The following is a 22819-nucleotide window of genomic DNA, read 5'->3' as shown; positions in this document are numbered from 1 at the left end:
GCTAGCGTGGATCCGCTTTTGCACATCGCGGGAGCTCCGAGCACGGGGCTGAGAGGGCGCTGAACGACTGCGCCGACCGCCGAACCTGTACCGGGTAATGCCGGCGTAGGGAGTGGGTCACATGACCACGCAGGATGCACGCACGCCCCGGAACGCCCCGTCCGGCGACGGCGCCCAGTCGCGCCGTCCGGGCCGTCACAAGGGGTACGTGAGCGGGTCGCGCCCGGACATCCGGGTCCCGGTCCGCCGGGTGCACCTCACCGACGGATCGGACGTGTCGCTCTACGACACGTCCGGCCCGTACACCGATCCCGCCATCGACACCGACGTCCGCCGCGGGCTGCCCCCGCTGCGGGAGAACTGGATCGTCGCCCGGGGCGACACGGAGGAGTACCCGGGCCGTGAACCGCGGCCGGAGGACGACGGTCTCCGGCACACCTCGCCCCGCGGTGGACTGCGGAACCTCGACGCGGTCTTCCCCGGGCGCCCGCGCCGGCCGCGCCGGGCGCGGGGCCGGGTGGCCGTCACACAACTCGCCCACGCCCGACGGGGCGAGGTCACTCCGGAGATGGAATACGTGGCCGTGCGGGAGAGTCTCGCGCCGGAGTTCGTGCGCGACGAGATCGCGGCCGGGCGTGCCGTGCTGCCGGCCAACGTCAACCATCCGGAGAGCGAGCCGATGGCCATCGGCAAGAACCTTCTGGTGAAGGTAAACGCCAACATCGGCAACTCCGCCGTGACCTCCTCGATCGAGGAGGAGGTGGAGAAGATGACCTGGGCGACCCTCTGGGGTGCGGACACCGTCATGGACCTCTCCACCGGGCGGAACATCCACACCACGCGGGAGTGGGTGCTGCGCAACGCGCCCGTCCCGATCGGCACCGTTCCCCTCTACCAGGCACTGGAGAAGGTGGACGGCAAGGCCGAGGAGCTGAGTTGGGAGATCTACCGGGACACCGTCGTCGAGCAGTGCGAACAGGGCGTCGACTACATGACGGTCCACGCGGGGGTGCTGCTGCGGTACGTGCCGCTGACCGCCCGGCGCCGGACCGGCATCGTCTCGCGCGGGGGCTCCATCATGGCCGCCTGGTGCCTCGCGCACCACCGGGAGAACTTCCTCCACACCCATTTCGAGGAACTCTGCGACATCCTGCGGGCCTACGACGTCACGTTCTCGCTCGGGGACGGCCTGCGGCCGGGCTCGGTCGCGGACGCCAACGACGAGGCGCAGTTCGCCGAACTCCGCACCCTCGGCGAGCTGACCCGGATCGCCAGGTCCCGCGAGGTGCAGACGATGGTCGAGGGTCCTGGGCACGTGCCGATGCACCGGATCAAGGAGAACATCGACCTCCAGCAGGAGATCTGCGACGAAGCGCCGTTCTACACCCTCGGGCCGCTCACCACCGACATCGCCCCCGGCCACGACCACATCACCTCCGGCATCGGCGCCGCGATGATCGGCTGGTGGGGCACCGCGATGCTCTGCTACGTGACGCCCAAGGAGCACCTGGGGCTGCCGGACCGTGACGACGTGAAGGCGGGCGTGATCACGTACCGGATCGCGGCGCACGCGGCGGACGTGGCGAAGGGCCATCCCGGCGCGCAGCAGTGGGACGACGCGCTGTCCGACGCCCGGTTCGAGTTCCGCTGGGAGGACCAGTTCAATCTGTCGCTCGACCCGGACACGGCACGGGAGTTCCACGACGCGACGCTGCCCGCCGAGCCCGCGAAGACCGCCCACTTCTGTTCCATGTGCGGGCCGAAGTTCTGCTCGATGCGGATCAGCCGGGACATCACCGAGCGGTTCGGCGGCGACGCGGCGGAGCGGGAGGAGGCCACGGAGGAGGAGATCGCCGCGGGCATGCTGCGGAAGTCCCGGGAGTTCGCCGCCTCGGGCCACCGCATCCGGCTGCCGCTGGCGGAATGAGCCGCGGCGGCCGCGCGGTCCCGCTCACGGAGTGAGGCCTGCGGGGGCGCCGGGAGCAGCGACCGCTCGGAAGCTCTCCCACCGCCCCCGCAACCCGGCCGGGAGGAGGGGCGGAGTGTCAGCCCCTGCGGATCCTCGCCGCGACGCCGTGACCGATGAAGAGGTAGACGACGGCCGGCAGCCCGAAGTTGAGCACCATCCGCACGTGCTCGTTCTCCATGGTGAAGATGTCCTGCGACCATCCCGCGAGCCATTCCGCGAGCCCCTGCACGAGCTGCACGAACCCGCTGCCCTGGTTGGCGTCGAACAGGTACAGGACGATCCACAGCCCCAGGATCGCCGCGGCGATGTCCGCGAGCGTGTGGACCACCAGGGCCGTTCGCCGCGACGGCGATTCTCCGTCGCGGTGCCGGTCGTACCGAGGCTCCGGCGGGGACTGCGGGGCGTGGGGGGCGGTCTCGTAGGGCCGCTGCACGGGCTCGCCGCCGTACGGCGGGCCCGCGGGCCCCGGCCCGTGGGGAGGAGGCGGCTGCCCCGGGCCCTGCGGATGGTTCAGCGGACCGGGACCGGGACCGGCGGGCGGGGGCCCGCCGCCGGGCCCGTAGTACGGATCGGTGGGAGGGGGGCCGTGGGGGTTGCTCATGGCCGTCCAATCTGCCGTGGTGCGCGGTGCCGACAGGCAGAGTAGAGGCGTCCCGGCGGCTTCCGCGTCCCTCCTCCCGGGCATCTCCCCGTTCCTCACGCGGCGGGGACGAACGGGCCCCGGCACCGGCACATTCCTCGCGCGACGCCCGCACCCGGGCCGGGAATGGGACACGATGTTCACGCCGACGGGGAGCCGTTGCAGACCTTCCACAGCGCGCGGCAGCACTGTGACACTCCGCGGAGCGGCGACGCAGACACGGGCACGGCCCGGCTTCGTGACGGTCGTGGAGAGGGCGGAGGCGGACCGAGGAGGGGCAGCCGCCGTGTACGGCACGCCGACGGACGGACCCCTGCGGACTGCCGACGGGGGCCGCACCCCCGATGCGGCCCCCGTTCGGCGCACCCCCCGTGCGCCCCCCAACGCCCCGAACCCCCGGGGACGATGCGGTCCGCGGCGGGGATCGGCCGGCTCGAGACTCCCCCCACCCGTCTCGAAGCGCCCTTTTCACCGCGCGAAGAACCGCACGACAAGGCTAGTTGACTCAGCGTCAGTGTCCAATCACGGTAATGACACGTGCCTATCGATATATTTATCGTTGCGATACCGACAGTGACGACCGGCCGGGCGCGACGACACAGAGCGACCCGCGCCCTGCGGCGTCCCCCGCCGGAGCCGCGGGATCGCGCCGACCCGACCAGTGGAGACCTCCATGGACCTCGCCCTGCTGCGCACGTTCCTCGCGGTGCACCGGGCGGGCTCGTTCACACGGGGAGCCGCCCTCCTCGGCCTTTCCCAGCCGGCCGTGACCGGGCAGATCCGCTCGTTGGAAGGCCAGATCGGGCGGCCGCTGTTCCACCGCATGGCACGCGGCGTCACCGCCACGGCAGTCGGCGAGGAACTCGCGCGCAAGGTCGCCCCCCACCTCGACGCGCTCACCGGCATCACCGAGAACCTGCCGGACCAGGACAGCGCACCCCGCACCGTCCACCTCGCCGGGCCGCCCGAGTTCGTCTCCCTCCGCGCGGTGCCCGCCCTGGCCGCCCTCGTCGAACAGGGACTCCACCTCCGCGCGGCCTTCGGCTCCACGGAGGAGAGCCTCGAAGGACTCGCCGCGGGCCACAGCGACCTCGCCCTCACCACGGGACTCCCCCGCGGCCGGTTGCTCTCCACCACCCCCCTGTGCGACGAGGAACTCGTCCTCGTCGCGGCACCCCGCTGGCTGTCCGCGCTCGGCGGGCCCTCCGCCGTGCGGGACAAGGGCCCGGGCGTGCTGGACGAGGTCCCGGCCCTCTCGGTGCACGAGAGCATGCCGCTCATGACCCGCTACTGGACCACCGTCTTCGACCGGCCGCTGCTGAAGTCCGGGGCACTCGTCGCCCCCGACCTGCGAGCCGTCCTGCAGTGCGTGCTCACCGGCGCCGGCATGGCCGTGCTGCCCCGCTACCTGTGCGCGGACCCGCTGCGACGGGGGAACCTCAGCACCCTGATGGAGCCCGCGGTGCCGCCGCTGCGCACCTACTTCCTCACCGTCCGGGCCGGAACCCTCGCCCTGCCGCACATCGCCCGCACCCACGAGTGGCTGCTCCGCGCTGCGGTCGGCTGGTGAGCGCCCGGCGATCGACGGAGAGGGCGGCGCCGTCGCGCCGGGCGGGTTTCAACCGCGGCGGGACGGGCCAGACCTCCTGCATGGCCCCTGAACGTCCTGTGGTCAAACGCACGGCCCGCGCCATCCTCCTCGACGGCACGGACATGATCGTGATCAAACGGACCAAGCCCGGTCTCGCGCCGTACTGGATCACGCCGGGCGGCGGTGTCGAGCCCGACGTCGACGGGACCGTCGTGCAGGCCCTGCACCGCGAGATGGACGAGGAACTCGGCGCCAAGGTCGCCGACGTCGTCCCCGCCTTCGTCGACACCGTGCCGCACCCCACCGAGGACGCCGCGGACGGAGTGAAGATCCAGCACTTCTTCGTCTGCCGACTGGAGTCGATGGACCTCGCACGGCGCCACGGGCCGGAGGTCGAGGAACCGTGCGGCGAGTACGAGATCGTGCGCCTCCCCTTCAGCCGGGAGGGCATCGCCTCGGTCGATGTCGTACCCCCCACACTGCGCTCCTACCTGGACCGCAACCTGGAAGGGGTCCGGGCGCTGCTGGCACCCGACCTCGCGTGACTCCGCGCCCCCGCGGGCACGGCACGGGCTGCGCTCAGCCGAACCATCCCTGGAACGCGGCGGACTCCCTGCCGGTCGCCCGCTGCTGCGCGTCGGCCAGCGCCCGCTCGGCCTCCCTGCGCCACGCCTGGGGGTTCTCGCCCTCCGGCACGGCCCCCCGCGCCGCGATCACGGCGGCCGCCCCGTCGGCGGCCCCGTTGCCCGGCTGTCCCGCACCCGGCTGCGGGGACGCGTCGCCCACCGGGGCCGGCTGCACCGGCTCGGCCGCCGCCTGCGGGGCATGAACATGAACCTCCTGCGGAGCGGCCGCAGCGTCGTGCCGGGGGCCATGGGGTTGCCGGGGCAGCGACAGGGTGTCCGCCGCCCCTCCCGGTGCGGCCACCTCCGGTTCCGATGCGCCGGCCGCCGCCACCGGCCCGGACCGGGGCACCTCCTGCGCGCGCGGCAGCCACGCTCGGGGCTCCCGGTCCCGCGCCTGCCGCGCCGAACCGAAGAAGTCGCCGCCCTTGCGCTTGTGGTCGTCCGTCCCCCAGTGGCGCGCCGCGTCCTTGGGCACCTTCTGCAGGTGGGGTATGTGCTTGGCGCAGTGGATGTACGCCTCCTCCACCCGCACCCTCACCCAGAGCTGCGCCCGGCGCCCCGGCACCGGATCGACCGGGAGGTCCGGGTGCTCCGCGCGCACGGCGGCGTCCTCGTGCACCTCGGCCCGCCCGTTCACGTGCAGTCCGATCCGGGCCCGCAGGAAGTCCATCAGGAGGATCCCGACGTGCGGGTTCTCCTGCAGATTCCCCAACGACGCGTGCACGCCGTTGCCCCGGTACTCGGGGAAGAGCAGCGTCCGCTCGTCGAGCACCCGCAGGAAGCCGGGAGGCCCGGCGCGGAACGAGTTGTCGCACTCACCATGACGGTCCGCCGTGGCCAGGAAGAACATCTCCTGGGCGAGCACGAACTCCCGCATGCGCGGATTGAGGTGGTCCAGCACCTGCTGCTCGTAGAACCGGTCGGCGCGCTCCTCGGTACCCAGGCGCTGCTGCAGCACGTGCTCGCCGTCGCTGCCCGGGCGCATCTCGGCGTGTGACACCTGCGGTCTCTCCTTCATCGCTTCCCCGGCGCGGCTCTGCGCGGACAAGGCGACCCATCATGCCGTCACTCGGCCGCGGCGACGAGTTCCTCGAGGGAGTCGTGACGTATCCGATGCGGCGGTATGCCGGCGCCCCGCAGGACATCGACACCACTGCGGATCAGACCGGGCGGACCCGACAGATAGCCGACGTACGAGGACCACGGCCCGTGCTGCTGCACCACCTCGGGCAGATCGCCGGACAGCAGCGCCGGGCCCATGGCTTCCGCGTTCACCGAAGGGCGCCGCCCGGCGAAACCGCCGGTGGAGACGACCGGCCGCACCGAAAGCCACGGATGGCGCTGCTCCAGATGCTGCATGGTCTGCAGGTCGTACAGCTCGTGGTCGTGCCGTGCCCCGTAGAACACCTCGACCGGGCGGGAACGGCCGTGCTCGGCGACGTCCTCGACCAGCGCCTTGATCGGCGCGATACCCGTGCCACCGCCCAGGCACAGCAGCCCGTGCTCCGCGGCGTGGTCCACGGTCATCGACCCGGCGGGCGGACCGAGTCGGATCACGTCGCCCGGCCGGGCCCGGTTCACCAGCGCGCTGGACACCCAGCCGGCGGGCACCGAACGGACGTGGAAACTGAGCAGTCCGTCGGAGCGCGGGGCGGCCGCGAACGAGTAGTGCCGCCACACGCGCGGCCACCAGGGCGTCTCCAGAGTCGTGTACTGCCCGGCGAGGAACGGGTAGGGCTGGTCCGGGCGGACCGTGATCACCGCGATGTCGCGGGTGCGCATCTCGTGCGACACGATCTCGGCGTTCCACCAGGCCGGCGCATGCTTCTCGTCCTCGGCAGCAGCGTCGATCATGGTTTGCGAGATGGCGGTGTAGGCCCGCACCCAGGCTGCCTCCGCCTCGTCGCTCCAGGTGACGGTCGCGTACTGGGCGAGCGCGCCCAGCAGGCACTCGCCGACCGCAGGGTAGTGCTCGGGAGAGGTGCCGTACTTGCGGTGGCCCCGCCCCAGATGCGACAGGTACTCGGTCAGCGGCTCGGGGTCGTCGATCAGCCGGGCCGCGGTCAGAATCGCCTGGAGCAGCCGGTCGCGCTGGGCGTCCATCGACGCGGGGAACAGCTCGCGCAGTTGCGGATGCTGCACGAACAGCATCGCGTAGAAGTACGCCGTGACCGAGTCTGCCACCGGCCCGATCTCCTCGAGGGTGCGCCGGATCAGCACCGCGTCGGCCGACGGCTCACGCGCCGGCTCCCCGGCACCCGGCGCCTGCCCGGCGGGGGGCAGCGCAGGGGCTGCCGGAGCGGGCGGGGCGGCGGGGGTGTGACCGGGGTGCGGAGCCCGCGCGTCGACGCGCTGCAGGTCCTCGAACGGCTGGGCGTGCTCCTGCCCCCTCGGCGCGGTGGGGCCGTACGGCGACGCGGGCGCGCCGGGGCCCCGCCCACCGTACGCGGACGTCGCCTCCCGGTACCGGCCGGTCTCCGGGCCGGAGCCCACCGGACGGATCGGCGCCACCGGACGATGCGGCGCAGGGCCGTCCTCACGCTCCTGACCGCCCTCGTCCTGCGGGTGCGGCGGGGACTTCTTCGCCGGAGCGAACCAGCTCCACTCACCGCTGTCACCCGGAGAAGCGCCGTTTCCGGCCGACGTGGTCGTCATGGTCTGCCTCGCCTCGAACGTCTTCCCTCGGTCCGCGCACGCCGGAAGTCGGCAAGTGCCTGCATATGAGACCCCCTGAAGGCATCGGCCGCGCCCTCACAACCCGGCGATGCGGACTCGACCATACCGTTATGGCATCGATCCACAAGCCCCGCTCGCGCTTCCACCGAATTCGGAGAATCCACCCCTCATGAGAATGTCATGACGATACGGTGCGTGTTCACGTGTCTTGCGAAGATCCGCACCGCGTCCTTCCGGTAAGCACGGGACAGCCGCGCGGCGTTCCCGCCCGGCGCCCCGGAGCACCCCGCGCCTACCTGGCACGACACGAAATCCCCGCCATGGATTCGCCGTTGGGGATTTCCTTCCGATCATCCCGGCATCGAACCGGAATTGCCCGCCGGCGACCGGCCGATTCCTCCCGCCGATCACCCTCTGCGAATACGGGCAAGTAACTTTTTCCGGTGCGGATCGGTGACGCCCACCGGACCGGCGGCCCGAACCTCCTTCACGCCGCCGTCACGATTCCCACTGAGACACACATCACGGCGCCCGCGGGCCGGCCCGTCCCGAATCACCGCGGCCCCGACCGCACTCGGTCGCGCCGGGCCGAACACCGACCGGGGCGCCACCGGCCCGCGTACGCTGCGCCCCATGACAGCCGAGCGCACCGGAAGCCCCGCCGCCACCCTGCGCCCCGCCACCCGGGACGACCTGGCCGCGATCGTCGCCCTGCTCGCCGACGACCCCCTCGGGGCCGGACGCGAGAGCCCCGACGACCTCACCCCCTACGAGGCCGCGTTCGCCGACATCGCCGCCGACCCCCACCAGCACCTGACCGTGGCCGAGGCGGACGGCAGGATCATCGGCACCTTCCAGCTGACCGTCATCCCCGGACTCTCCCGCAAGGGCTCCGCCCGCGGCCTCGTCGAGGCCGTCCGCGTCCACGCAGACGCCCGGGGCACCGGACTCGGCACCCGGCTCCTCGAACACGCCGTCGAGGAGGCCCGCCGCCAGGGCTGCGCCCTGGTGCAGCTGACCTCCGACGCCACCCGCACCGAGGCCCACCGGTTCTACGAGCGCCTCGGTTTCGAGGCCTCCCACCTGGGATTCAAGAAGCCGCTGGCCCCGACCGACTGAACACCGCCCCGCCCCGGACGGGCGTACGGCCGCGCACGGCCGGCGGGCCACTCATGTGCCACGGCCCGCGACATGGGCGAAATGCGCCACATGTCCGCGTCGAGGGATCACAATGGGCGGGCCCGCGCAACCGTCTGCCGCCGGTTCGTCCACAGACACGGGAGCCCGCCCTTGCACTTCGGCCTGCCCCGCCCGAGACACCGCGTCGCTCCGGCCACCACCACGCCCGGCGCGCCCTCCGCCGACGGGCAGGTGCACCTGGGGCTCACGCTGCTCGCCGCGTCCCTGTGCATCTTCGTCGTCCAACTCGACTTCCTGGCACTCAACCTGGCCCTGCCCGACATGGCCTCGGAACTCGGCACGACGACCACCGACCTGCAATGGGTGCTCAGCGGCTACATGCTGGCGGTCGCGGCGGCACTGATCCCCGGCGGACGCCTCGGCGACATCCTGGGCCGCAAACAGGTCCTGATCGTCGGACTGGCGCTGTTCGGCGTCTGCTCGCTCGGCGCGGGCCTCGCCTCCACCCCGGAGGTCATCATCACCCTGCGCATCGTCCAGGGTGTCGGCGCGGGCGTCCTCTTCCCCCTCGCCATCGCCGCGATCACCGACGCCTACCCGCACGAGCGCACCATGCGCGCCATCGGCAACGCCTACGGCATCGGCGCGCTGGCCCTGGCGCTCGGCCCCCTCGTCGGCGGCGGCCTCACCCAACTCTTCAGCTGGCGCGTGGTCCTCCTCATCAACGTCCCCGTCGTCGCCCTCGCCATCGCCGTGGTGTGGGTGGGCGTGCGCGAGTCGCGCGACACCACCGTGCCGCGCTCCGTCGACCTCCCCGGGGTCCTCGCGGTGGCCCTGGGCATCGCCGCGGTGACACTCGCCGTGGACCGCTCGACGACCTGGTCACCGGCCTGGACGAGCGTCACGGCCGTCCTCGGCGTGCTGCTCCTCGTCGCTTTCGTGATCCGGGAACACCTCGCCCGGTGGCCGCTCGTCGCACTCGACCTGTTCCGCAACAAGCCGTACGTCGTGGTCACCCTGATGTCGACGGTCGCCAACATCTCCTTCGTGGTGGCCATGTACAGCGCCACCGTGTACCTCCAGCAGGCCGAGGGGAACTCGCCGCTGAGATCCGGGGTGATCTTCCTGGCCACCTCGGTCGCCCTGGGCGTGACGGGACCGCTCTCGGGACACCTCGGGGAGCACTTCGACATCCCCCGCACCATGGCCCTCGCCACCCTCGTCGGCGCCGTCGGCCTGTTCCTGGTGTCGCTCGGGAGCGGCTTCGCCACCTACCTGCCCGGGCTGGCACTGACCGGATTCGGCTACGGCATCGGATGGTCGATGGGCAGCGTCGGCACACAGACCGTCGTGCCCTCGGAACGCGCCGGGCAGGCCTCCGGGGTCACCCTGGCCCTGGTGATCGGCATCGCCGGCATCTGCGTGGCAGCGGGGGCCACGCTGATCGAGGTGGGGGCGACCGAGCACGGCCTCGGCGGGTCGATCGAACGCCTGCTGCGATGGGTCGCGATCGGCAGCGCCGTCGCCTCGGCGGCACTCGGCCTGCTCAGCGCCCGGCTGATCCCCCGAACCGTCACGACCGCGGAGAAGTGACCGCAGGGCGGGGCCTGTTACGCGGTCGGCTGCGACCGGTCGAGTTCCGCGGGTCCGTAGTGGGCGGCGTGCGCTCCTGTTGCCAGGGCCCAGTAGCGATCCCCGTAGGACCAGTGCCACCATTCCGTGGGGTAGTTGACCAGGCCGACCGTCGTGAGTGCCGAGCCCAGGAGGTCCCGACGGGATCGGGCCTCACGGCCGATGTTGTCGGCTGCCGTGGCGCAGGCGCCCTCGCTCTCCTCCGGAGTCGCGTTCATGCGCGTGCCCATGTCGAGTTCACGCCCGTCGTCATCCGCAAGGGTCAGGTCCACGGCGGCGCCCGCGCTGTGGGGCGCGATCTCGGGCGGGGACACGAAGCGACTGGCCGCCGAACGGACCTGCTCGGAGGACCACTCCTGGTGAGCGTCCCGGAGCCGTGCCGCGTACGCCTCGAAGTAGCGACGTTGGAGCGAGGGCGGGCGATAGCCCTCGACGAACAGGAGTTGCACGCCCCGCGGCAACAGGTCCTGTGCTTCGAGGAGCCGGACCAGTACTCCTTTCCGGAGGTGGACGAAAGCGCCCGCCGAATCCTGCCGTTTCCGCTCGTCGATCAGTACGGGACCGGCCCGTCGGACGTCTACGAGCGGTTCACCGCACTCCTGGACCTCAACCGCTGCGACTCTCGGGTCGGACATCAGAATGATCTCGGTCATGGCCCGATCATCCCGTGGCTCCTCTCCCCGCCGCGGGCAGTCGTCAGAACGTGCGACACGGTTGGTCCCCGTCGGGTTCGGGTGCGTCGATGGCGACGAGTTCGACTTCGAAGCCGTCGTCGTTCTCCAGGTAGGCGGCATAGTGTTGTCCGCCCCCGGCATAGGGGTGGCGCTCGGGAAACATCAGCCGCCATCCGTGCTGTACGGCATCGATCACCAACTCCTCGACCGTGGCGGCATCTTCGACGTGGAAGGCCAAGTGGTTCAGTCCCGGGCGGCAGCGGTCGTGCTCCGCCGCGGAGAGGGCCGGGGACTGCTCGACGACCAGGTAGGTCGGCCCGAGCTGCCAACTGCGTCCACCGTCCCAGCTCTGCGTGGGCTCGTGGCCCAGCAACTCCAGCAGCCGGCCCAGCGAGGCGACAGCGCGTCGGAGGTCCGGCACCCACAGCTCGACGTGATGCAGTGTGCCGTGCGACGGCCGGGTCATGCGGCACTCATCTCCCCGCCCGGCAGGTTCGCGCTTCGGGTGTCCCGCGCCGATGCTGTGACCCGCGTATCGCGGCACCCGGCCAGGTCCGGGAGCTGAGCGGTACTCGGACAGCACGGGGAAGGGGCTGGGTCATGTCGCCATGATGCTTCAGCGCCATCTTCGCCTCCTGCGCAGTTGGACTGTGCCAAGCGGTTCGGGCACCTCGACCACGACGCCCTGCTGTGGCTCGCTGCCACCCGCATCACGCTCGCCGTGTGGCGCAACACACCCGTCGAGAACTGGCATGCCGGCGCGCCTGTAGGTTCTCACTTTCGATGTCATGCACCGACGCTATGACCTGGACGTTCCTCTCCAGTCTCACGACGTGTCGACAGGCGGCTGTCTCAGATCGGTGTCATTTCCTCAGACTGCCCAGCCGGCTGCACCGCATATCCGTGCACCCGGTCTGAGTGCACCATCACCTACGGAGATACGTGCACCAGCGACTTATGTCATCGCGCGGGCAGGGCGGTGGCAGGGCGGCAAACCTCCAGGATGACTGCGGTGCCGGCCACGGCTCGGTCCTCGTGCATGGTGATCTGCTGGCCGGGCTGGACGTGCGTCCAGTGGGAGGGAGTGAGGGGCACAAGGCGAACCGTGGCTCGCCCGCCGGGCTCCAGCATGGGCATGCTCTCAACCCAGAGCCCAGCGATGCTGACCGCGCGTCCGCCGGTGGGTGAGAGAAGTCCGATGTCCCACATGGGCCGCAGAACACCGGCACCGGAGATTGGCGTCGTGCGTCGCGCCTCGGCGGCAGGGCGGAGCGTCAGATCCGCCCGGATCACACCGTTGCGGATCTCGGAGCATCGCCAATGGCACCACGTCGCGCTCCGCTCCAGCCGGAGCTGCTCAGCCGCTTCAGCGAGCTGCTCCCAGAACGCCAGAGGGAGCGAGCGAGCGTCCCCGAGCTCCTCCAGCAGGCCCAGTGCAATCTCCCACTCGTCGTGGACGAGGTAGTCCCAGATGTCTCGCACCGTGATGTCGTTCTCGGTGGCGGCCTCTTCCGGAACCAGCAGGGAAGCTGCTTCGAGCAACTCGGCGACGTCCATGCGCTCATTGTCGACCACATGAACGTGCAGTCCGGTCTGAATTGTCAGACCATGCGCTTGGAGTGCGGCGAGATGGGGCCGGTCCCGAGGCCGCCAGCACCGGAATACGGCAGCCTCCCTGGTCTGCTCGGGGGTGGTTTCGGCCCAACCGACGTCCAGGCATCGTCGAGGGCCACGAATGCAGCCTGTCAGCCCGGCCCCATCTCACCCAACGCTCTGTATTCCGTAGTGCACTCTCAGTGAGACCCTACAGCCCCTCACATGCCGTTCGCCATGTCGACGAAGCGCGAGTAGTGGCCCTGGAAGGCCACCGTGATGGTCGCCGTCGGGCCGTTGCGGTGCTTGGCCACGATCAGGTCCGCCTCGCCCGCGCGCGGCGACTCCTTCTCGTAGGCGTCCTCGCGGTGCAGCAGGATCACCATGTCGGCGTCCTGCTCGATGCTTCCGGACTCGCGGAGGTCGGAGACCATCGGCTTCTTGTCCGTCCGCTGCTCCGGGCCACGGTTGAGCTGCGACAGCGCGATGACGGGGACTTCCAGCTCCTTCGCCAGCAGCTTCAGGTTCCGGGACATCTCCGAGACCTCCTGCTGCCGGCTCTCCGGCCGGCGCGAGCCGCCCGTCTGCATCAGTTGCAGGTAGTCGATGACGATGAGCTGCAGATCGTTCCGCTGCTTCAACCGCCGGCACTTGGCGCGGATCTCCATCATCGACAGGTTCGGCGAGTCGTCGATGTAGAGCGGTGCGTCCGTCACGGACGGCATCTGCCGCGCCAGCCGCGTCCAGTCCTCGTCCGTCATGGAGCCCGACCGCATGTGGTGCAGGGCCACCCGCGCCTCCGCCGAGAGCAGGCGCATCGCGATCTCGTTGCGCCCCATCTCCAGCGAGAAGATGACGCTCGGCATGTTGTTCTTGATCGAGCACGCCCGCGCGAAGTCGAGCGCGAGCGTGGACTTTCCCATGGCGGGTCGCGCCGCGATGACCACCATCTGCCCCGGGTGCAGGCCGTTGGTCAGCGAGTCCAGGTCGGTGAAGCCGGTGGGCACGCCCGTCATCTGACCGCTGCGGGAGCCGATCGCCTCGATCTCGTCGAGCGCGCCCTCCATGATGTCGGCCAGCGGCAGGTAGTCCTCGCTGGTGCGCTCCTCGGTGACGGCGTAGATCTCGGACTGGGCCGAGTTGACGATCTCGTCGACGTCGCCGTCGGCGGCGTACCCCATCTGCGTGATGCGGGTGCCGGCCTCGACGAGGCGCCGCAGCACCGCCCGCTCGTGGACGATCTCCGCGTAGTACAGGGCGTTCGCCGCGGTCGGCACGGACTGCACGATGGTGTGCAGGTAGCCGGGGCCGCCCACCCGGCCGATCTCGCCGCGCCGCGTGAGCTCCGCCGCCACCGTGATGGGGTCGGCGGGCTCGCCCTTGGCGTAGAGATCGAGGATGGCCTGGTAGATCGTCTCGTGGGCCGGCCGGTAGAAGTCCTGCCCCTTCAGTGCCTCCACGACGTCCGCGATGGCGTCCTTGGACAGCAGCATGCCGCCCAGCACGGACTGCTCCGCCTCCAGGTCCTGCGGCGGGACCCGTTCGAACGAGGTGCCCGCCCAGGCTCCGCCGCCGTCCTGGCCGCGCTCGTGCTGCTCCACGGCTCCCCCGGAGCCGTTCGCGCGGCGCGGGTGGGACACGGAGGGCAGACGGTCGCCCGGAACGGCGGCCTCTCCCGCCCAGGGATCCTCGACGTGCTCCGGCTGCTGCGTCACGGCGCACCTCCTCCCGTCCGCCCCGTCCGTCCGGTCCGGACCTCACCCGGTGCCCCCTCTTCCTAGGGCACGGCTCCGACAGTCACTGGCGCTCTCCCCGGCTCTCCGGGCGACCCCGGGCGAGCTGTCGTCGCGTCGATGACGTGGTGAAGAAGAGGGGAACGGGAAGCATGCGCCGACCTACGGTAGGCGGGCCGCGAGCCCCGCGCCTACTCGGTTATCCACAGGGGCTGTGGGTAGCGCGGAGGTTCCTGTGGAGAAGTCGGGCCAAGCTGTGCACGGAGCGGTGGACAGTCCTGTGGAGGAGGCGTCGAACCCGCCTGCGAATAGCCTCTGAGCTGCGTAAACGATGTCCACTGGCTGTGTGCGGAAAAAACTCTTCCGCGGCTTCGCCGAAGGCGACAACCGGCCCCGTGACCCTCACCCTGCGCAGTCACCGGTAATGGATGAGACAGCTTTGCAGCTATTACTTGTGGATGCTTGAATCGAACCCATGACCAGCAGCCCCCCGAGCATGCGCCGCCATGACCGCGAGATCCTCGCCCTCGCCCTTCCCGCCTTCGGCTCGCTCGTCGCGGAGCCGCTGTTCCTCCTCGCCGACAGCGCGATCGTCGGCCACCTGGGCACCCCGCAGCTCGCCGGACTGGGGGTGGCCTCGACGCTGCTGCAGACCGGGGTGCACGTCTTCGTCTTCCTCGCTTACGCCACCACCGCCGCGGTCGCCCGCCGGGTCGGCGCGGGCGATCTCCCCGCCGCGATCCGGCAGGGCATGGACGGCGTGTGGCTCGCGCTGCTCATCAGTGTGCTGGTGGTGGCGGCCGTGCTGCCCGGCGCCCCCGCCCTGGTCGACCTGTTCGGGGCCTCCGCCACCGCGGCCCCCCACGCCACCGCCTACCTGCGCATCAGCGCCCTCGGCATCCCCGCCATGCTCGCGGTGCTCGCGGCGACCGGAGTGCTGCGCGGCCTGCAGGACACCCGCACACCGCTGTACGTGGCGGTGGCGGGGTTCTCGGCGAACGCCCTGCTCAACGTCGCGCTCGTGTACGGCGCGGGCCTCGGCATCGCCGGCTCCGCCTGGGGCACCGTGCTCGCCCAGTGGGGCATGGCCGGCGCCTACCTGGTCGTGGTGGTGCGCGGCGCACGCCGCCACGGAGCCTCGCTCCGCCCCGACACCGCCGGCATCCGGGCGTGTGCCCAGGCGGGGGCACCACTGCTGGTGCGGACACTGTCGCTGCGCGCCATCCTCGTGCTGGCGACCGCCATCGCGGCACGGTTGGGGGACGCCGAGGTGGCCGCGCACCAGATCACCCTCACCATCTGGTCCCTGATGGCCTTCGCGCTGGACGCCGTCGCCATCGCCGGGCAGGCCATCATCGGGCGCTACCTCGGCGCCGGGGACGAAGCGGGGGCCCGGGCCGCCTGCCGCCGCATGGTGCAGTGGGGCATCGCGGCCGGTGTCGTGCTCGGTGCGGGAGTCGCGCTGGCCCGGCCGCTGCTGATGCCGCTGTTCTCCTCCGACCCCGACGTGCACGCCCAACTGGCCGCGGCCCTGCTCGTCGTGGCGGTGACGCAGCCGGTCGCCGGTGTGGTCTTCGTGCTGGACGGCGTGCTCATGGGCGCGGGGGACGGCCCGTACCTCGCCGCGGCGATGCTGGTGACGCTGGCCGTGTACGTGCCCGTCGTGCTGTCCGTGCCCGTGCTCGGCGGCGGCCTGACGGCGCTGTGGTGGACGGTGGCCGGACTGATGATGGGGATGCGCCTGGCGACCCTGTGGGGCCGTGCCCGCTCGGGGCGCTGGGTCGTGACGGGCGCGGTACGGGCCTGACGCGGCGGAACCGCCGCGTTCGCAGGACCCCCCGGGGCCACGCACGAGGGCCGCGCCCCGCGACTGCGGAGCGCGACCCTCGTACGAGTGACCGGTGCGGCCGTCAGGCCGGCTGGACCTCGACGTCGAACGAGGCCAGGACCTCGGGGTGCAGACGCACCGACACCTTGTGGGTGCCGAGGGTCTTCACCGGGCCGCCCAGCTCGACGCGGCGCTTGTCGACCTCGGGACCGCCCGCGTCCTTCACCGCCGTGGCGATGTCGGCCGGGGTGACGGAGCCGAAGAGGCGGCCGCCGTTGCCCGCGCGGACCTTCAGGCGGACCTTGACGCCCTCGATCTGGCCCTTGACGTCATTGGCCTGCTCGATCGACGCGATCTCGCGGATCTTGCGACCGCGGCGGATCTGCTCGACGTCCTTCTCGCCGCCCTTGGTCCAGCGGATGGCGAAGCCACGCGGAACCAGGTAGTTGCGGGCGTAGCCGTCGCGCACCTCCACGACGTCGCCGGCGTTGCCGAGGCCGGAGACCTCGTTGGTAAGGATGATCTTCATGGTCGTGTCACCCTTCCTCAGCGCGCGGTGGACGTGTAGGGCAGCAGCGCCATCTCACGGCTGTTCTTCACGGCCGTGGCGACGTCACGCTGGTGCTGCGTGCAGTTGCCGGTGACCCGGCGGGCACGGATCTTGCCGCGGTCGGAAATGAACTTCCGCAGCAGGTTCGTGTCCTTGTAGTCGACGTACTTGATCTTTTCCTTGCAGAAGACGCAAACCTTCTTCTTCGGCTTGCGAGCAGGCGGCTTCGCCATGATCTCTCTCCAGTGATTCAAGAAGTGTGCAGGAGAGCCGTGTCCCTGCCGGCGGCGCCGGGCCCATCGGGCCCGCGGCCGATCAGAAGGGAGGCTCGTCCGAGTAGCCGCCGCCGCTGGGGCCGCCGCCCCAGCCGCCGCCCTGGCCACCACCGGCCGGAGCGCCGGTCGCCCACGGGTCGCCCGCGGGAGCGCCGCCGCCCTGCTGGCCACCGCCGGGGCCGCCCTGGCCGCCGCCCCAGCCGCCGCCCTGGGCACCGCGACCACTGGTCTTGGTGATCTTCGCGGTGGCGTTGCGGAGGCTGGCGCCGACCTCGTCGACGTCCAGGTCGAAGACCGTGCGCTTGATGCCCTCACGGTCCTCGTACGACCGCTGCTTGAGGCGGCCCTGCACGACGACGCGTGTGCCCTTGGTGAGGGACTCGGCGACGTTCTCGGCCGCCTGCCGCCAGACCGAGCAGGTCAGGAACAGGGTCTCCCCGTCCTTCCACTCGCTGGTCTGCCGGTCGAAGGTGCGGGGCGTGGACGCGACGCGGAACTTCGCGACCGCCGCACCGGAGGGGGTGAAGCGCAGCTCGGGGTCGTCGACGAGATTGCCGACGACCGTGATGACGGTCTCGCCTGCCATGGGTGAACCTCTCGGCGGGGTGCTGGCTGCTTGGTGCTACTCGGACATCCGGCAGTGCCGGATTCCGGTTCAGTGGGTCTCGGGACGCAGGACCTTGGTCCGCAGCACGGACTCGTTCAGGTTCATCTGACGGTCGAGCTCCTTGACGACCGCAGGCTCGGCCTGCAGGTCGATGACCGAGTAGATGCCCTCGGGCTTCTTCTTGATCTCGTAAGAGAGACGACGACGGCCCCAGGTGTCGACCTTCTCGACCTTGCCGTTGGCCTCACGGACGACGGAAAGGAAGTTCTCGATCAGCGGGGAGATCGAACGCTCCTCGAGATCGGGGTCGAGGATGACCATCACCTCGTAGTGACGCATGGTGGAACCCACCTCCTCTGGACTCGGCGGCCACGGGCGTTCCGTGGCAGGAGGGTCGTGATGCGTTACCCGCACCCGCGGTTCGCCCCGGTGCGTCCGGGGGTCGGGGTGCAGACCGTACAGACTACCCGCACCGGGTCGTCCGGTTGAAATCCGGCCACGTATCGCCGCAAGCTGTACACAACGGGTGTGAGCGGCGTCACACCGCAGGACTGTGGCGGGGCGCGGGCAGCGCCGCTCGACCGGCCCGGCCCTACCCGGCAACGGCGACGGAGGTGCCCCATGGCACAGGCAGTACGGCCGCAGCAGACATCCCGATCCCTCCGCTCCCTGCTCAACTCCGACGGCAGGCCCCATCCGGTCGAGAACGCCTTCGCCGCGGCGACGCTGCTGCTGGGCGCGGTCACCCTGCTCGCCGGCCTCCTGACCCAGTTCGACGTGGCCGACCTGCACCTGCTCGCCTCCTGGGCGGGGATCGTCGGCGTCGTCACGGGCGGTTGGGGGCAGTACATCTCGGTGACCCTCGGCGAGCGGTTCCTCCTCATCATCGGCATCGGCGCCTCGGCGTTCGGCCTGTTCCTGGGTATGGCGTACGGCGGGCCGTTCGGCGGCGTGCTGGGTTAGGCGCCGGGGCCGGAGCAGTAGGCTTCCCGCGAGCCTCCGCCGTCCGGTGGGCGGGGGTGTTTGTCGCGTATCGCCTCGAGGAGCGTCCCCCTATGAGCCTGACCCTGAGGACCATCAGCCGAGAGCAGCATCTGGCGTACGTGCAGAGCCTGCCGTCGGCGTCCCACTGCCAGGTACCGGCCTGGGCGGACGTGAAGAGCGAGTGGAACAGCGAGAACCTGGGCTGGTTCGACGACGAGGGGCAGCTGGTGGGCGCCGGTCTGGTGCTGTACCGGCAGCTGCCGAAGGTGAAGCGCTACCTCGCGTACCTGCCGGAGGGGCCGGTCATCAACTGGTTCGCGCCGAACCTGGAGGACTGGCTGCGTCCGATGCTGGCGCACCTGAAGGAGCAGGGCGCGTTCTCGGTGAAGATGGGCCCGCCCGTGGTGATCCGGCGCTGGGACGCTCCCGCGATCAAGAAGGGCATCCAGGACCCGGACGTCAAGCGGCTGCGGGACGTCGAGGCCACGCACATCGAACCGCGCGCCTTCGAGGTCGCGGACCGGCTGCGGCGCATGGGGTGGCAGCAGGGCGAGGACGGCGGTGCCGGCTTCGGCGACGTCCAGCCGCGCTACGTGTTCCAGGTACCGCTGGAGGGGCGGACGCTGGAGGAGGTCCACAAGAGCTTCAACCAGCTGTGGCGGCGCAACATCAAGAAGGCCGACAAGGCGGGCGTCGAGGTGGTGCAGGGCGGGTACGACGACCTGCCCGAGTGGCAGCGGCTGTACGAGATCACCGCCGAGCGGGACCGGTTCCGTCCCCGGCCGCTGTCGTACTTCCAGCAGCAGTACCGGGCGCTGACCGCCGAGGACCCGGACCGGATGCGGCTGTACTTCGCGAAGCACGAGGGGGAGGTCGTGGCGGCGGCCACGATGCTCATCGTCGGCGGCCACGTGTGGTACTCGTACGGTGCGTCGGCGAACCACAAGCGCGAGGTGCGTCCGTCGAACGCGATGCAGTGGCGGATGCTGCAGGACGCCTACGCGCTGGGGGCGACCGTGTACGACCTGCGCGGCATCAGCGACGCGCTGGACGACTCGGACCATCTGTTCGGCCTGATCCAGTTCAAAGTGGGAACCGGCGGGCAGGCTGCCGAGTACCTGGGTGAATGGGACTTCCCGCTCAACAAGCTGCTGCACAAGGCGCTCGACATGTACATGTCGCGGCGCTGAGGCTGCTCCTCCTCCGGTCCCCGCACCGGCCGCTCGCGAGACCGCACGACGAAGCAGAAAGGCACCACTCCCGCCATGGCGCTCACCCTCTACGTCGACACCGATCGCTGGCGGGCGCACCAGCAGTCGGTGATCCGGCAGTTCCCCGGCCTCGTCCCGGTCTGCAAGGGCAACGGCTACGGCTTCGGGCACGAACGGCTCGCCGAGGAGGTGACGGGCTTCGGCTCCGACATCCTCGCGGTCGGCACGACCTACGAGGCGGCCCGCACGAAGGACTTCTTCGGCGGCGACCTGCTCGTGCTGACGCCGTACCGGCGCAACGAGGAGCCCGTCCCGCTGCCGGACCGCGTCATCCGCTCGGTGTCGTCGGTGGAGGGCGTGGGCCTGATGCGGGGTGCGCGGGTCGTCATCGAGGTCATGAGCAGCATGAAGCGCCACGGGGTCACCGAGGAGGACCTGGGGAAGCTGCACGCCGCGATCGACGAGGTGCGGCTGGAAGGCTTCGCCATCCACCTGCCGCTGGACCGTACCGACGGCACCGACGCCGTCGACGAGGTCATCGGCTGGATGGACCGCCTCCGGGCCGCGCGGCTGCCGCTGCACACGATGTTCGTGAGCCACCTGCAGCCGGACGAGTTCCGTCAGCTGCAGCAGCAGTTCCCGCAGACCCGCTTCCGTGCGCGCATCGGAACCCGGCTGTGGCTCGGCGACCCCGGGGCGACGGAGTACCGGGGCGCGATCCTGGACGTGACGCGGGTCGCCAAGGGCGACCGGTTCGGCTACCGGCAACAGCGGTCCGCCGCCGACGGCTGGCTCGCCGTGGTCGCCGGGGGCACCTCGCACGGCGTGGGCCTGGAGGCCCCGAAGGCGCTGCAGGGCATGACTTCGCGCGCCAAGGGCGTGGCCCGCGCCGGCCTGGCGACGGTGAACCGGAACCTTTCGCCGTTCCTGTGGAGCGGCAAGCAGCGGTGGTTCGCGGAGCCCCCGCACATGCAGGTCTCCATCCTGTTCGTGCCGGACGACGCACCGGAGCCGAAGGTCGGCGAGGAACTGGTGGCGCAGCTGCGCCACACCACCACCTCGGTGGACCGCACGGTCGACCACTGACACGCCACGCACCACGACGGCGGGGCGGGGGCCCGGGCCCCCGCCCCGCCGTCGTTCGCCGTGCTGCCGGTGTGCCCGGCGCTCAGCGGCTCCGCGCCGTCAGCGCTCGACCTCGCCGCGGATGAACAGCTCGACGTTCTCGCGGGCCTCGTCGTCGTAGTACTGGACCGGCGGGGACTTCATGAAGTACGAGGACGCCGACAGGATCGGACCGCCGATGCCCCGGTCCTTGGCGATCTTCGCGGCGCGGAGCGCGTCGATGATGACTCCGGCGGAGTTCGGGGAATCCCAGACCTCCAGCTTGTACTCCAGGTTCAGCGGCACGTCGCCGAAGGCGCGGCCCTCGAGCCGGACGTACGCCCACTTGCGGTCGTCGAGCCAGGCGACATAGTCGGACGGCCCGATGTGGACGTTGCCCTCGCCCAGTTCACGGTCCCGGATCTGGGAGGTGACGGCCTGGGTCTTGGAGATCTTCTTGGACTCCAGGCGCTCCCGCTCGAGCATGTTCTTGAAGTCCATGTTGCCGCCGACGTTGAGCTGCATCGTGCGGTCCAGGATGACGCCGCGGTCCTCGAAGAGCTTGGCCATCACGCGGTGGGTGATGGTGGCTCCGACCTGGGACTTGATGTCGTCGCCCACGATGGGGACGCCCGCCTCGGTGAACTTGTCCGCCCACTCCTTGGTGCCGGCGATGAAGACCGGCAGCGCGTTGACGAAGGCGACGCCGGCGTCGATCGCGACCTGGGCGTAGTACTCGACGGCGGACTGCGAACCCACGGGCAGGTAGCAGACGAGCACGTCGGCCCGGGCGTCCTTGAGGGCCTGGACGACGTCGACCGGGGCGTCGTCGGACTCCTCGATCGTCTCCCGGTAGTAGCGGCCCAGGCCGTCGTGCGTCTCGCCGCGCTGCACCGGCACGCCGGTGGAGGGCACGTCGGAGATCTTGATGGTGTTGTTCTCACTGGCCCCGATGGCGTCGGCCAGGTCGAGGCCGACCTTCTTGGCGTCCACGTCGAATGCGGCGACGAACTCGATGTCGGAGATGTGATAGTCCCCGAACTGGACGTGCATCAGGCCGGGCACCTTGCTGTCCCGGTCGGCGTCCTTGTAGTACTCGACGCCCTGCACCAGCGAGGCGGCGCAGTTGCCGACGCCGGCGATGGCTACGCGAACCGAACCCATTCCGGTTGCTCCTTGTTCGATCTCGTCGAGTCCGGGCGGTGCGCCCGGACTCAGTCGGTCTCCGCGGACGGATCCGGCGGGGTTCCACCCCGGTGCCGGGGCAGACCGCCCGTGTCGTCGTTCCTGGGCTCCCGGAGCGCTTCCTCACGCCCGGTGGGCCCTGTCCGCTCGCTCTCGATCAGCTCGTTGAGCCAGCGGACCTCGCGCTCCACGGACTCCATGCCGTGGCGCTGCAGTTCGAGGGTGTAGCCGTCCAGACGCTCGCGGGTGCGGGCGAGTGAGGCGCGCATCCGGTCCAGGCGCTCCTCGAGCCGGCTGCGGCGGCCCTCCAGCACCCGCATGCGCACGTCGCGGGACGTCTGGCCGAAGAAGGCGAACCGGATGCCGAAGTGCTCGTCCTCCCAGGCGTCCGGACCGGTCTGGGCGAGAAGCTCCTCGAAATGCTCCTTCCCCTCGGCCGTCAGCCGATAGACGATCTTGCCGCGGCGTCCCGTGAGCGGTGCCGCGAGCGGATCCTCGGGAGGTTTCCCCGGTTCCTCGGTCAACCAGCCCTGGCCCACCAGCGTCTTCAGGCACGGGTACAGCGAGCCGTAGCTGAAGGCACGGAACAGCCCGAGCGAGGTGTTGAGCCGCTTGCGCAGCTCGTATCCGTGCATCGGGGACTCGCGCAGCAGGCCGAGAACGGCGAACTCGAGGATGCCGGAGCGTCTGCTCATGGTCCGTCGCCACCTCCCTCACCCGCGCCGGGTCACCGATGTAGCAGTGCGATGTATCGAGGCGATACATCACGACGATAGAACGCCCCGGGGCGCCGAACAAGGG

The 22819-nt window shown here is 70.8% G+C and carries 22 protein-coding genes and 1 riboswitch; of the genes, 9 read left to right on the top strand and 13 right to left on the bottom strand.

Translation table 11 applies throughout. The features are described 5' to 3' along the window. The first annotated feature begins 17 nt into the window (after window positions 1–17). Window positions 18–129: riboswitch (TPP riboswitch) on the top strand. Beyond that, window positions 122–1927, top strand: coding sequence for a phosphomethylpyrimidine synthase ThiC (gene thiC, locus ACL06G_RS01370; protein WP_412784675.1), 1806 nt, complete (start codon window positions 122–124; stop codon window positions 1925–1927). (Overlaps the previous riboswitch by 8 nt.) A 118-nt stretch (window positions 1928–2045) precedes the next feature. Here thiC and ACL06G_RS01365 read toward each other — a convergent pair whose 3' ends face one another. Further along, the gene (locus ACL06G_RS01365) at window positions 2046–2570 is read right to left on the bottom strand and encodes a hypothetical protein (protein WP_412784676.1); all 525 of its coding nucleotides are present in this window, start codon (window positions 2568–2570) and stop codon (window positions 2046–2048) included. A gap of 712 nt (window positions 2571–3282) precedes the next feature. Between ACL06G_RS01365 and ACL06G_RS01360 the strand changes: the two genes are divergently transcribed. Next, window positions 3283–4179 carry a LysR family transcriptional regulator gene (locus ACL06G_RS01360; protein WP_412784677.1) on the top strand — a complete coding sequence of 299 codons (897 nt, stop codon included), beginning with the start codon at window positions 3283–3285 and terminating at the stop codon, window positions 4177–4179. 80 nt (window positions 4180–4259) lie between these two features. After that, complete coding sequence (locus tag ACL06G_RS01355) at window positions 4260–4745, top strand: NUDIX domain-containing protein (protein WP_412784678.1); 486 nt, start codon at window positions 4260–4262, stop codon at window positions 4743–4745. Window positions 4746–4779: 34 nt separating this feature from the next. Here the strand turns inward: ACL06G_RS01355 and ACL06G_RS01350 are convergent, their stop codons facing one another. Further along, a complete protein-coding gene (locus tag ACL06G_RS01350) occupies window positions 4780–5826 on the bottom strand; it encodes a pyridoxamine 5'-phosphate oxidase family protein (RefSeq protein ID WP_412835210.1) in 1047 nt (348 codons plus the stop codon). Between the two features lie 65 nt (window positions 5827–5891). Continuing rightward, window positions 5892–7481 (bottom strand): globin domain-containing protein, encoded by a 1590-nt coding sequence (locus tag ACL06G_RS01345; protein ID WP_412784680.1) that lies wholly within the window; start codon window positions 7479–7481, stop codon window positions 5892–5894. Window positions 7482–8135: 654 nt separating this feature from the next. On the opposite strand from ACL06G_RS01345, the gene ACL06G_RS01340 reads away from it, so the two are divergent. Together ACL06G_RS01340 and ACL06G_RS01335 are read left to right on the top strand one after the other, a co-directional pair. Further along, entirely contained in the window at window positions 8136–8621 is a 486-nt protein-coding gene (locus ACL06G_RS01340; protein ID WP_412835209.1) for a GNAT family N-acetyltransferase, read from the top strand. A 171-nt stretch (window positions 8622–8792) separates the two neighbouring features. Further along, window positions 8793–10235: an MFS transporter gene (locus ACL06G_RS01335; RefSeq protein WP_412784682.1), complete on the top strand. Its 1443-nt coding sequence runs from the start codon at window positions 8793–8795 to the stop codon at window positions 10233–10235. A 17-nt stretch (window positions 10236–10252) separates the two neighbouring features. Here the strand turns inward: ACL06G_RS01335 and ACL06G_RS01330 are convergent, their stop codons facing one another. From ACL06G_RS01330 to dnaB, 4 genes are all read right to left on the bottom strand, one after another. After that, window positions 10253–10927 (bottom strand): M15 family metallopeptidase, encoded by a 675-nt coding sequence (locus ACL06G_RS01330; protein ID WP_412784683.1) that lies wholly within the window; start codon window positions 10925–10927, stop codon window positions 10253–10255. Between the two features lie 43 nt (window positions 10928–10970). Further along, on the bottom strand, window positions 10971–11414 hold the full coding sequence (locus ACL06G_RS01325) for a VOC family protein (RefSeq protein WP_412784684.1): 444 nt from the start codon (window positions 11412–11414) through the stop codon (window positions 10971–10973). A gap of 494 nt (window positions 11415–11908) precedes the next feature. Beyond that, window positions 11909–12505: a hypothetical protein gene (locus tag ACL06G_RS01320; protein ID WP_412784685.1), complete on the bottom strand. Its 597-nt coding sequence runs from the start codon at window positions 12503–12505 to the stop codon at window positions 11909–11911. Between the two features lie 257 nt (window positions 12506–12762). Then, window positions 12763–14256 carry a replicative DNA helicase gene (gene dnaB, locus ACL06G_RS01315; RefSeq protein WP_412784686.1) on the bottom strand — a complete coding sequence of 498 codons (1494 nt, stop codon included), beginning with the start codon at window positions 14254–14256 and terminating at the stop codon, window positions 12763–12765. A 493-nt stretch (window positions 14257–14749) separates the two neighbouring features. On the opposite strand from dnaB, the gene ACL06G_RS01310 reads away from it, so the two are divergent. Beyond that, window positions 14750–16081, top strand: coding sequence for an MATE family efflux transporter (locus ACL06G_RS01310; protein WP_412784687.1), 1332 nt, complete (start codon window positions 14750–14752; stop codon window positions 16079–16081). Window positions 16082–16184: 103 nt separating this feature from the next. Here the strand turns inward: ACL06G_RS01310 and rplI are convergent, their stop codons facing one another. The 4 genes from rplI to rpsF form a co-directional block, all read right to left on the bottom strand. Then, window positions 16185–16631 carry a 50S ribosomal protein L9 gene (rplI, locus tag ACL06G_RS01305; RefSeq protein ID WP_412784688.1) on the bottom strand — a complete coding sequence of 149 codons (447 nt, stop codon included), beginning with the start codon at window positions 16629–16631 and terminating at the stop codon, window positions 16185–16187. A gap of 17 nt (window positions 16632–16648) precedes the next feature. Further along, complete coding sequence (rpsR, locus tag ACL06G_RS01300) at window positions 16649–16885, bottom strand: 30S ribosomal protein S18 (protein WP_027765513.1); 237 nt, start codon at window positions 16883–16885, stop codon at window positions 16649–16651. 82 nt (window positions 16886–16967) lie between these two features. After that, window positions 16968–17513 (bottom strand): single-stranded DNA-binding protein, encoded by a 546-nt coding sequence (locus tag ACL06G_RS01295; protein WP_412835208.1) that lies wholly within the window; start codon window positions 17511–17513, stop codon window positions 16968–16970. Window positions 17514–17582: 69 nt separating this feature from the next. Beyond that, window positions 17583–17873: a 30S ribosomal protein S6 gene (rpsF, locus tag ACL06G_RS01290; protein ID WP_412784690.1), complete on the bottom strand. Its 291-nt coding sequence runs from the start codon at window positions 17871–17873 to the stop codon at window positions 17583–17585. 282 nt (window positions 17874–18155) lie between these two features. Between rpsF and ACL06G_RS01285 the strand changes: the two genes are divergently transcribed. The 3 genes from ACL06G_RS01285 (at window position 18156) to ACL06G_RS01275 (ending at window position 20815) form a co-directional block, all read left to right on the top strand. Next, window positions 18156–18497, top strand: coding sequence for a hypothetical protein (locus ACL06G_RS01285; RefSeq protein WP_412784691.1), 342 nt, complete (start codon window positions 18156–18158; stop codon window positions 18495–18497). Window positions 18498–18589: 92 nt separating this feature from the next. Next, on the top strand, window positions 18590–19708 hold the full coding sequence (locus tag ACL06G_RS01280; RefSeq protein WP_412784692.1) for a lipid II:glycine glycyltransferase FemX: 1119 nt from the start codon (window positions 18590–18592) through the stop codon (window positions 19706–19708). 75 nt (window positions 19709–19783) lie between these two features. After that, entirely contained in the window at window positions 19784–20815 is a 1032-nt protein-coding gene (locus ACL06G_RS01275; RefSeq protein ID WP_412835207.1) for an alanine racemase, read from the top strand. A 99-nt stretch (window positions 20816–20914) separates the two neighbouring features. Here ACL06G_RS01275 and ACL06G_RS01270 read toward each other — a convergent pair whose 3' ends face one another. Next, window positions 20915–21997 carry an inositol-3-phosphate synthase gene (locus tag ACL06G_RS01270; RefSeq protein WP_412784694.1) on the bottom strand — a complete coding sequence of 361 codons (1083 nt, stop codon included), beginning with the start codon at window positions 21995–21997 and terminating at the stop codon, window positions 20915–20917. Between the two features lie 50 nt (window positions 21998–22047). Beyond that, window positions 22048–22713, bottom strand: coding sequence for a PadR family transcriptional regulator (locus ACL06G_RS01265; RefSeq protein ID WP_412784695.1), 666 nt, complete (start codon window positions 22711–22713; stop codon window positions 22048–22050). Window positions 22714–22819: the final 106 nt, after the last annotated feature.

The sequence above is a fragment of the Streptomyces callyspongiae genome (assembly GCF_047200695.1).
GTDB lineage: Bacteria > Actinomycetota > Actinomycetes > Streptomycetales > Streptomycetaceae > Streptomyces.
The sequence above is the reverse complement of the archived record's forward strand: the minus strand, read 5'-3'. Positions and strand labels throughout refer to the sequence as shown.

What these genes read in the sequence shown, in the direction of transcription:
- thiC (WP_412784675.1), top strand. Translation starts at nt 122, where the DNA reads ATGACCACGCAGGATGCACGCACGCCCCGGAACGCCCCGTCCGGCGAC.
- ACL06G_RS01365 (WP_412784676.1), bottom strand. Translation starts at nt 2,570, where the DNA reads ATGAGCAACCCCCACGGCCCCCCTCCCACCGATCCGTACTACGGGCCC.
- ACL06G_RS01360 (WP_412784677.1), top strand. Translation starts at nt 3,283, where the DNA reads ATGGACCTCGCCCTGCTGCGCACGTTCCTCGCGGTGCACCGGGCGGGC.
- ACL06G_RS01355 (WP_412784678.1), top strand. Translation starts at nt 4,260, where the DNA reads ATGGCCCCTGAACGTCCTGTGGTCAAACGCACGGCCCGCGCCATCCTC.
- ACL06G_RS01345 (WP_412784680.1), bottom strand. Translation starts at nt 7,481, where the DNA reads ATGACGACCACGTCGGCCGGAAACGGCGCTTCTCCGGGTGACAGCGGT.
- ACL06G_RS01340 (WP_412835209.1), top strand. Translation starts at nt 8,136, where the DNA reads ATGACAGCCGAGCGCACCGGAAGCCCCGCCGCCACCCTGCGCCCCGCC.
- ACL06G_RS01330 (WP_412784683.1), bottom strand. Translation starts at nt 10,927, where the DNA reads ATGACCGAGATCATTCTGATGTCCGACCCGAGAGTCGCAGCGGTTGAG.
- ACL06G_RS01325 (WP_412784684.1), bottom strand. Translation starts at nt 11,414, where the DNA reads ATGACCCGGCCGTCGCACGGCACACTGCATCACGTCGAGCTGTGGGTG.
- ACL06G_RS01320 (WP_412784685.1), bottom strand. Translation starts at nt 12,505, where the DNA reads ATGGACGTCGCCGAGTTGCTCGAAGCAGCTTCCCTGCTGGTTCCGGAA.
- ACL06G_RS01310 (WP_412784687.1), top strand. Translation starts at nt 14,750, where the DNA reads ATGACCAGCAGCCCCCCGAGCATGCGCCGCCATGACCGCGAGATCCTC.
- rplI (WP_412784688.1), bottom strand. Translation starts at nt 16,631, where the DNA reads ATGAAGATCATCCTTACCAACGAGGTCTCCGGCCTCGGCAACGCCGGC.
- rpsR (WP_027765513.1), bottom strand. Translation starts at nt 16,885, where the DNA reads ATGGCGAAGCCGCCTGCTCGCAAGCCGAAGAAGAAGGTTTGCGTCTTC.
- ACL06G_RS01295 (WP_412835208.1), bottom strand. Translation starts at nt 17,513, where the DNA reads ATGGCAGGCGAGACCGTCATCACGGTCGTCGGCAATCTCGTCGACGAC.
- rpsF (WP_412784690.1), bottom strand. Translation starts at nt 17,873, where the DNA reads ATGCGTCACTACGAGGTGATGGTCATCCTCGACCCCGATCTCGAGGAG.
- ACL06G_RS01285 (WP_412784691.1), top strand. Translation starts at nt 18,156, where the DNA reads ATGGCACAGGCAGTACGGCCGCAGCAGACATCCCGATCCCTCCGCTCC.
- ACL06G_RS01280 (WP_412784692.1), top strand. Translation starts at nt 18,590, where the DNA reads ATGAGCCTGACCCTGAGGACCATCAGCCGAGAGCAGCATCTGGCGTAC.
- ACL06G_RS01275 (WP_412835207.1), top strand. Translation starts at nt 19,784, where the DNA reads ATGGCGCTCACCCTCTACGTCGACACCGATCGCTGGCGGGCGCACCAG.
- ACL06G_RS01270 (WP_412784694.1), bottom strand. Translation starts at nt 21,997, where the DNA reads ATGGGTTCGGTTCGCGTAGCCATCGCCGGCGTCGGCAACTGCGCCGCC.
- ACL06G_RS01265 (WP_412784695.1), bottom strand. Translation starts at nt 22,713, where the DNA reads ATGAGCAGACGCTCCGGCATCCTCGAGTTCGCCGTTCTCGGCCTGCTG.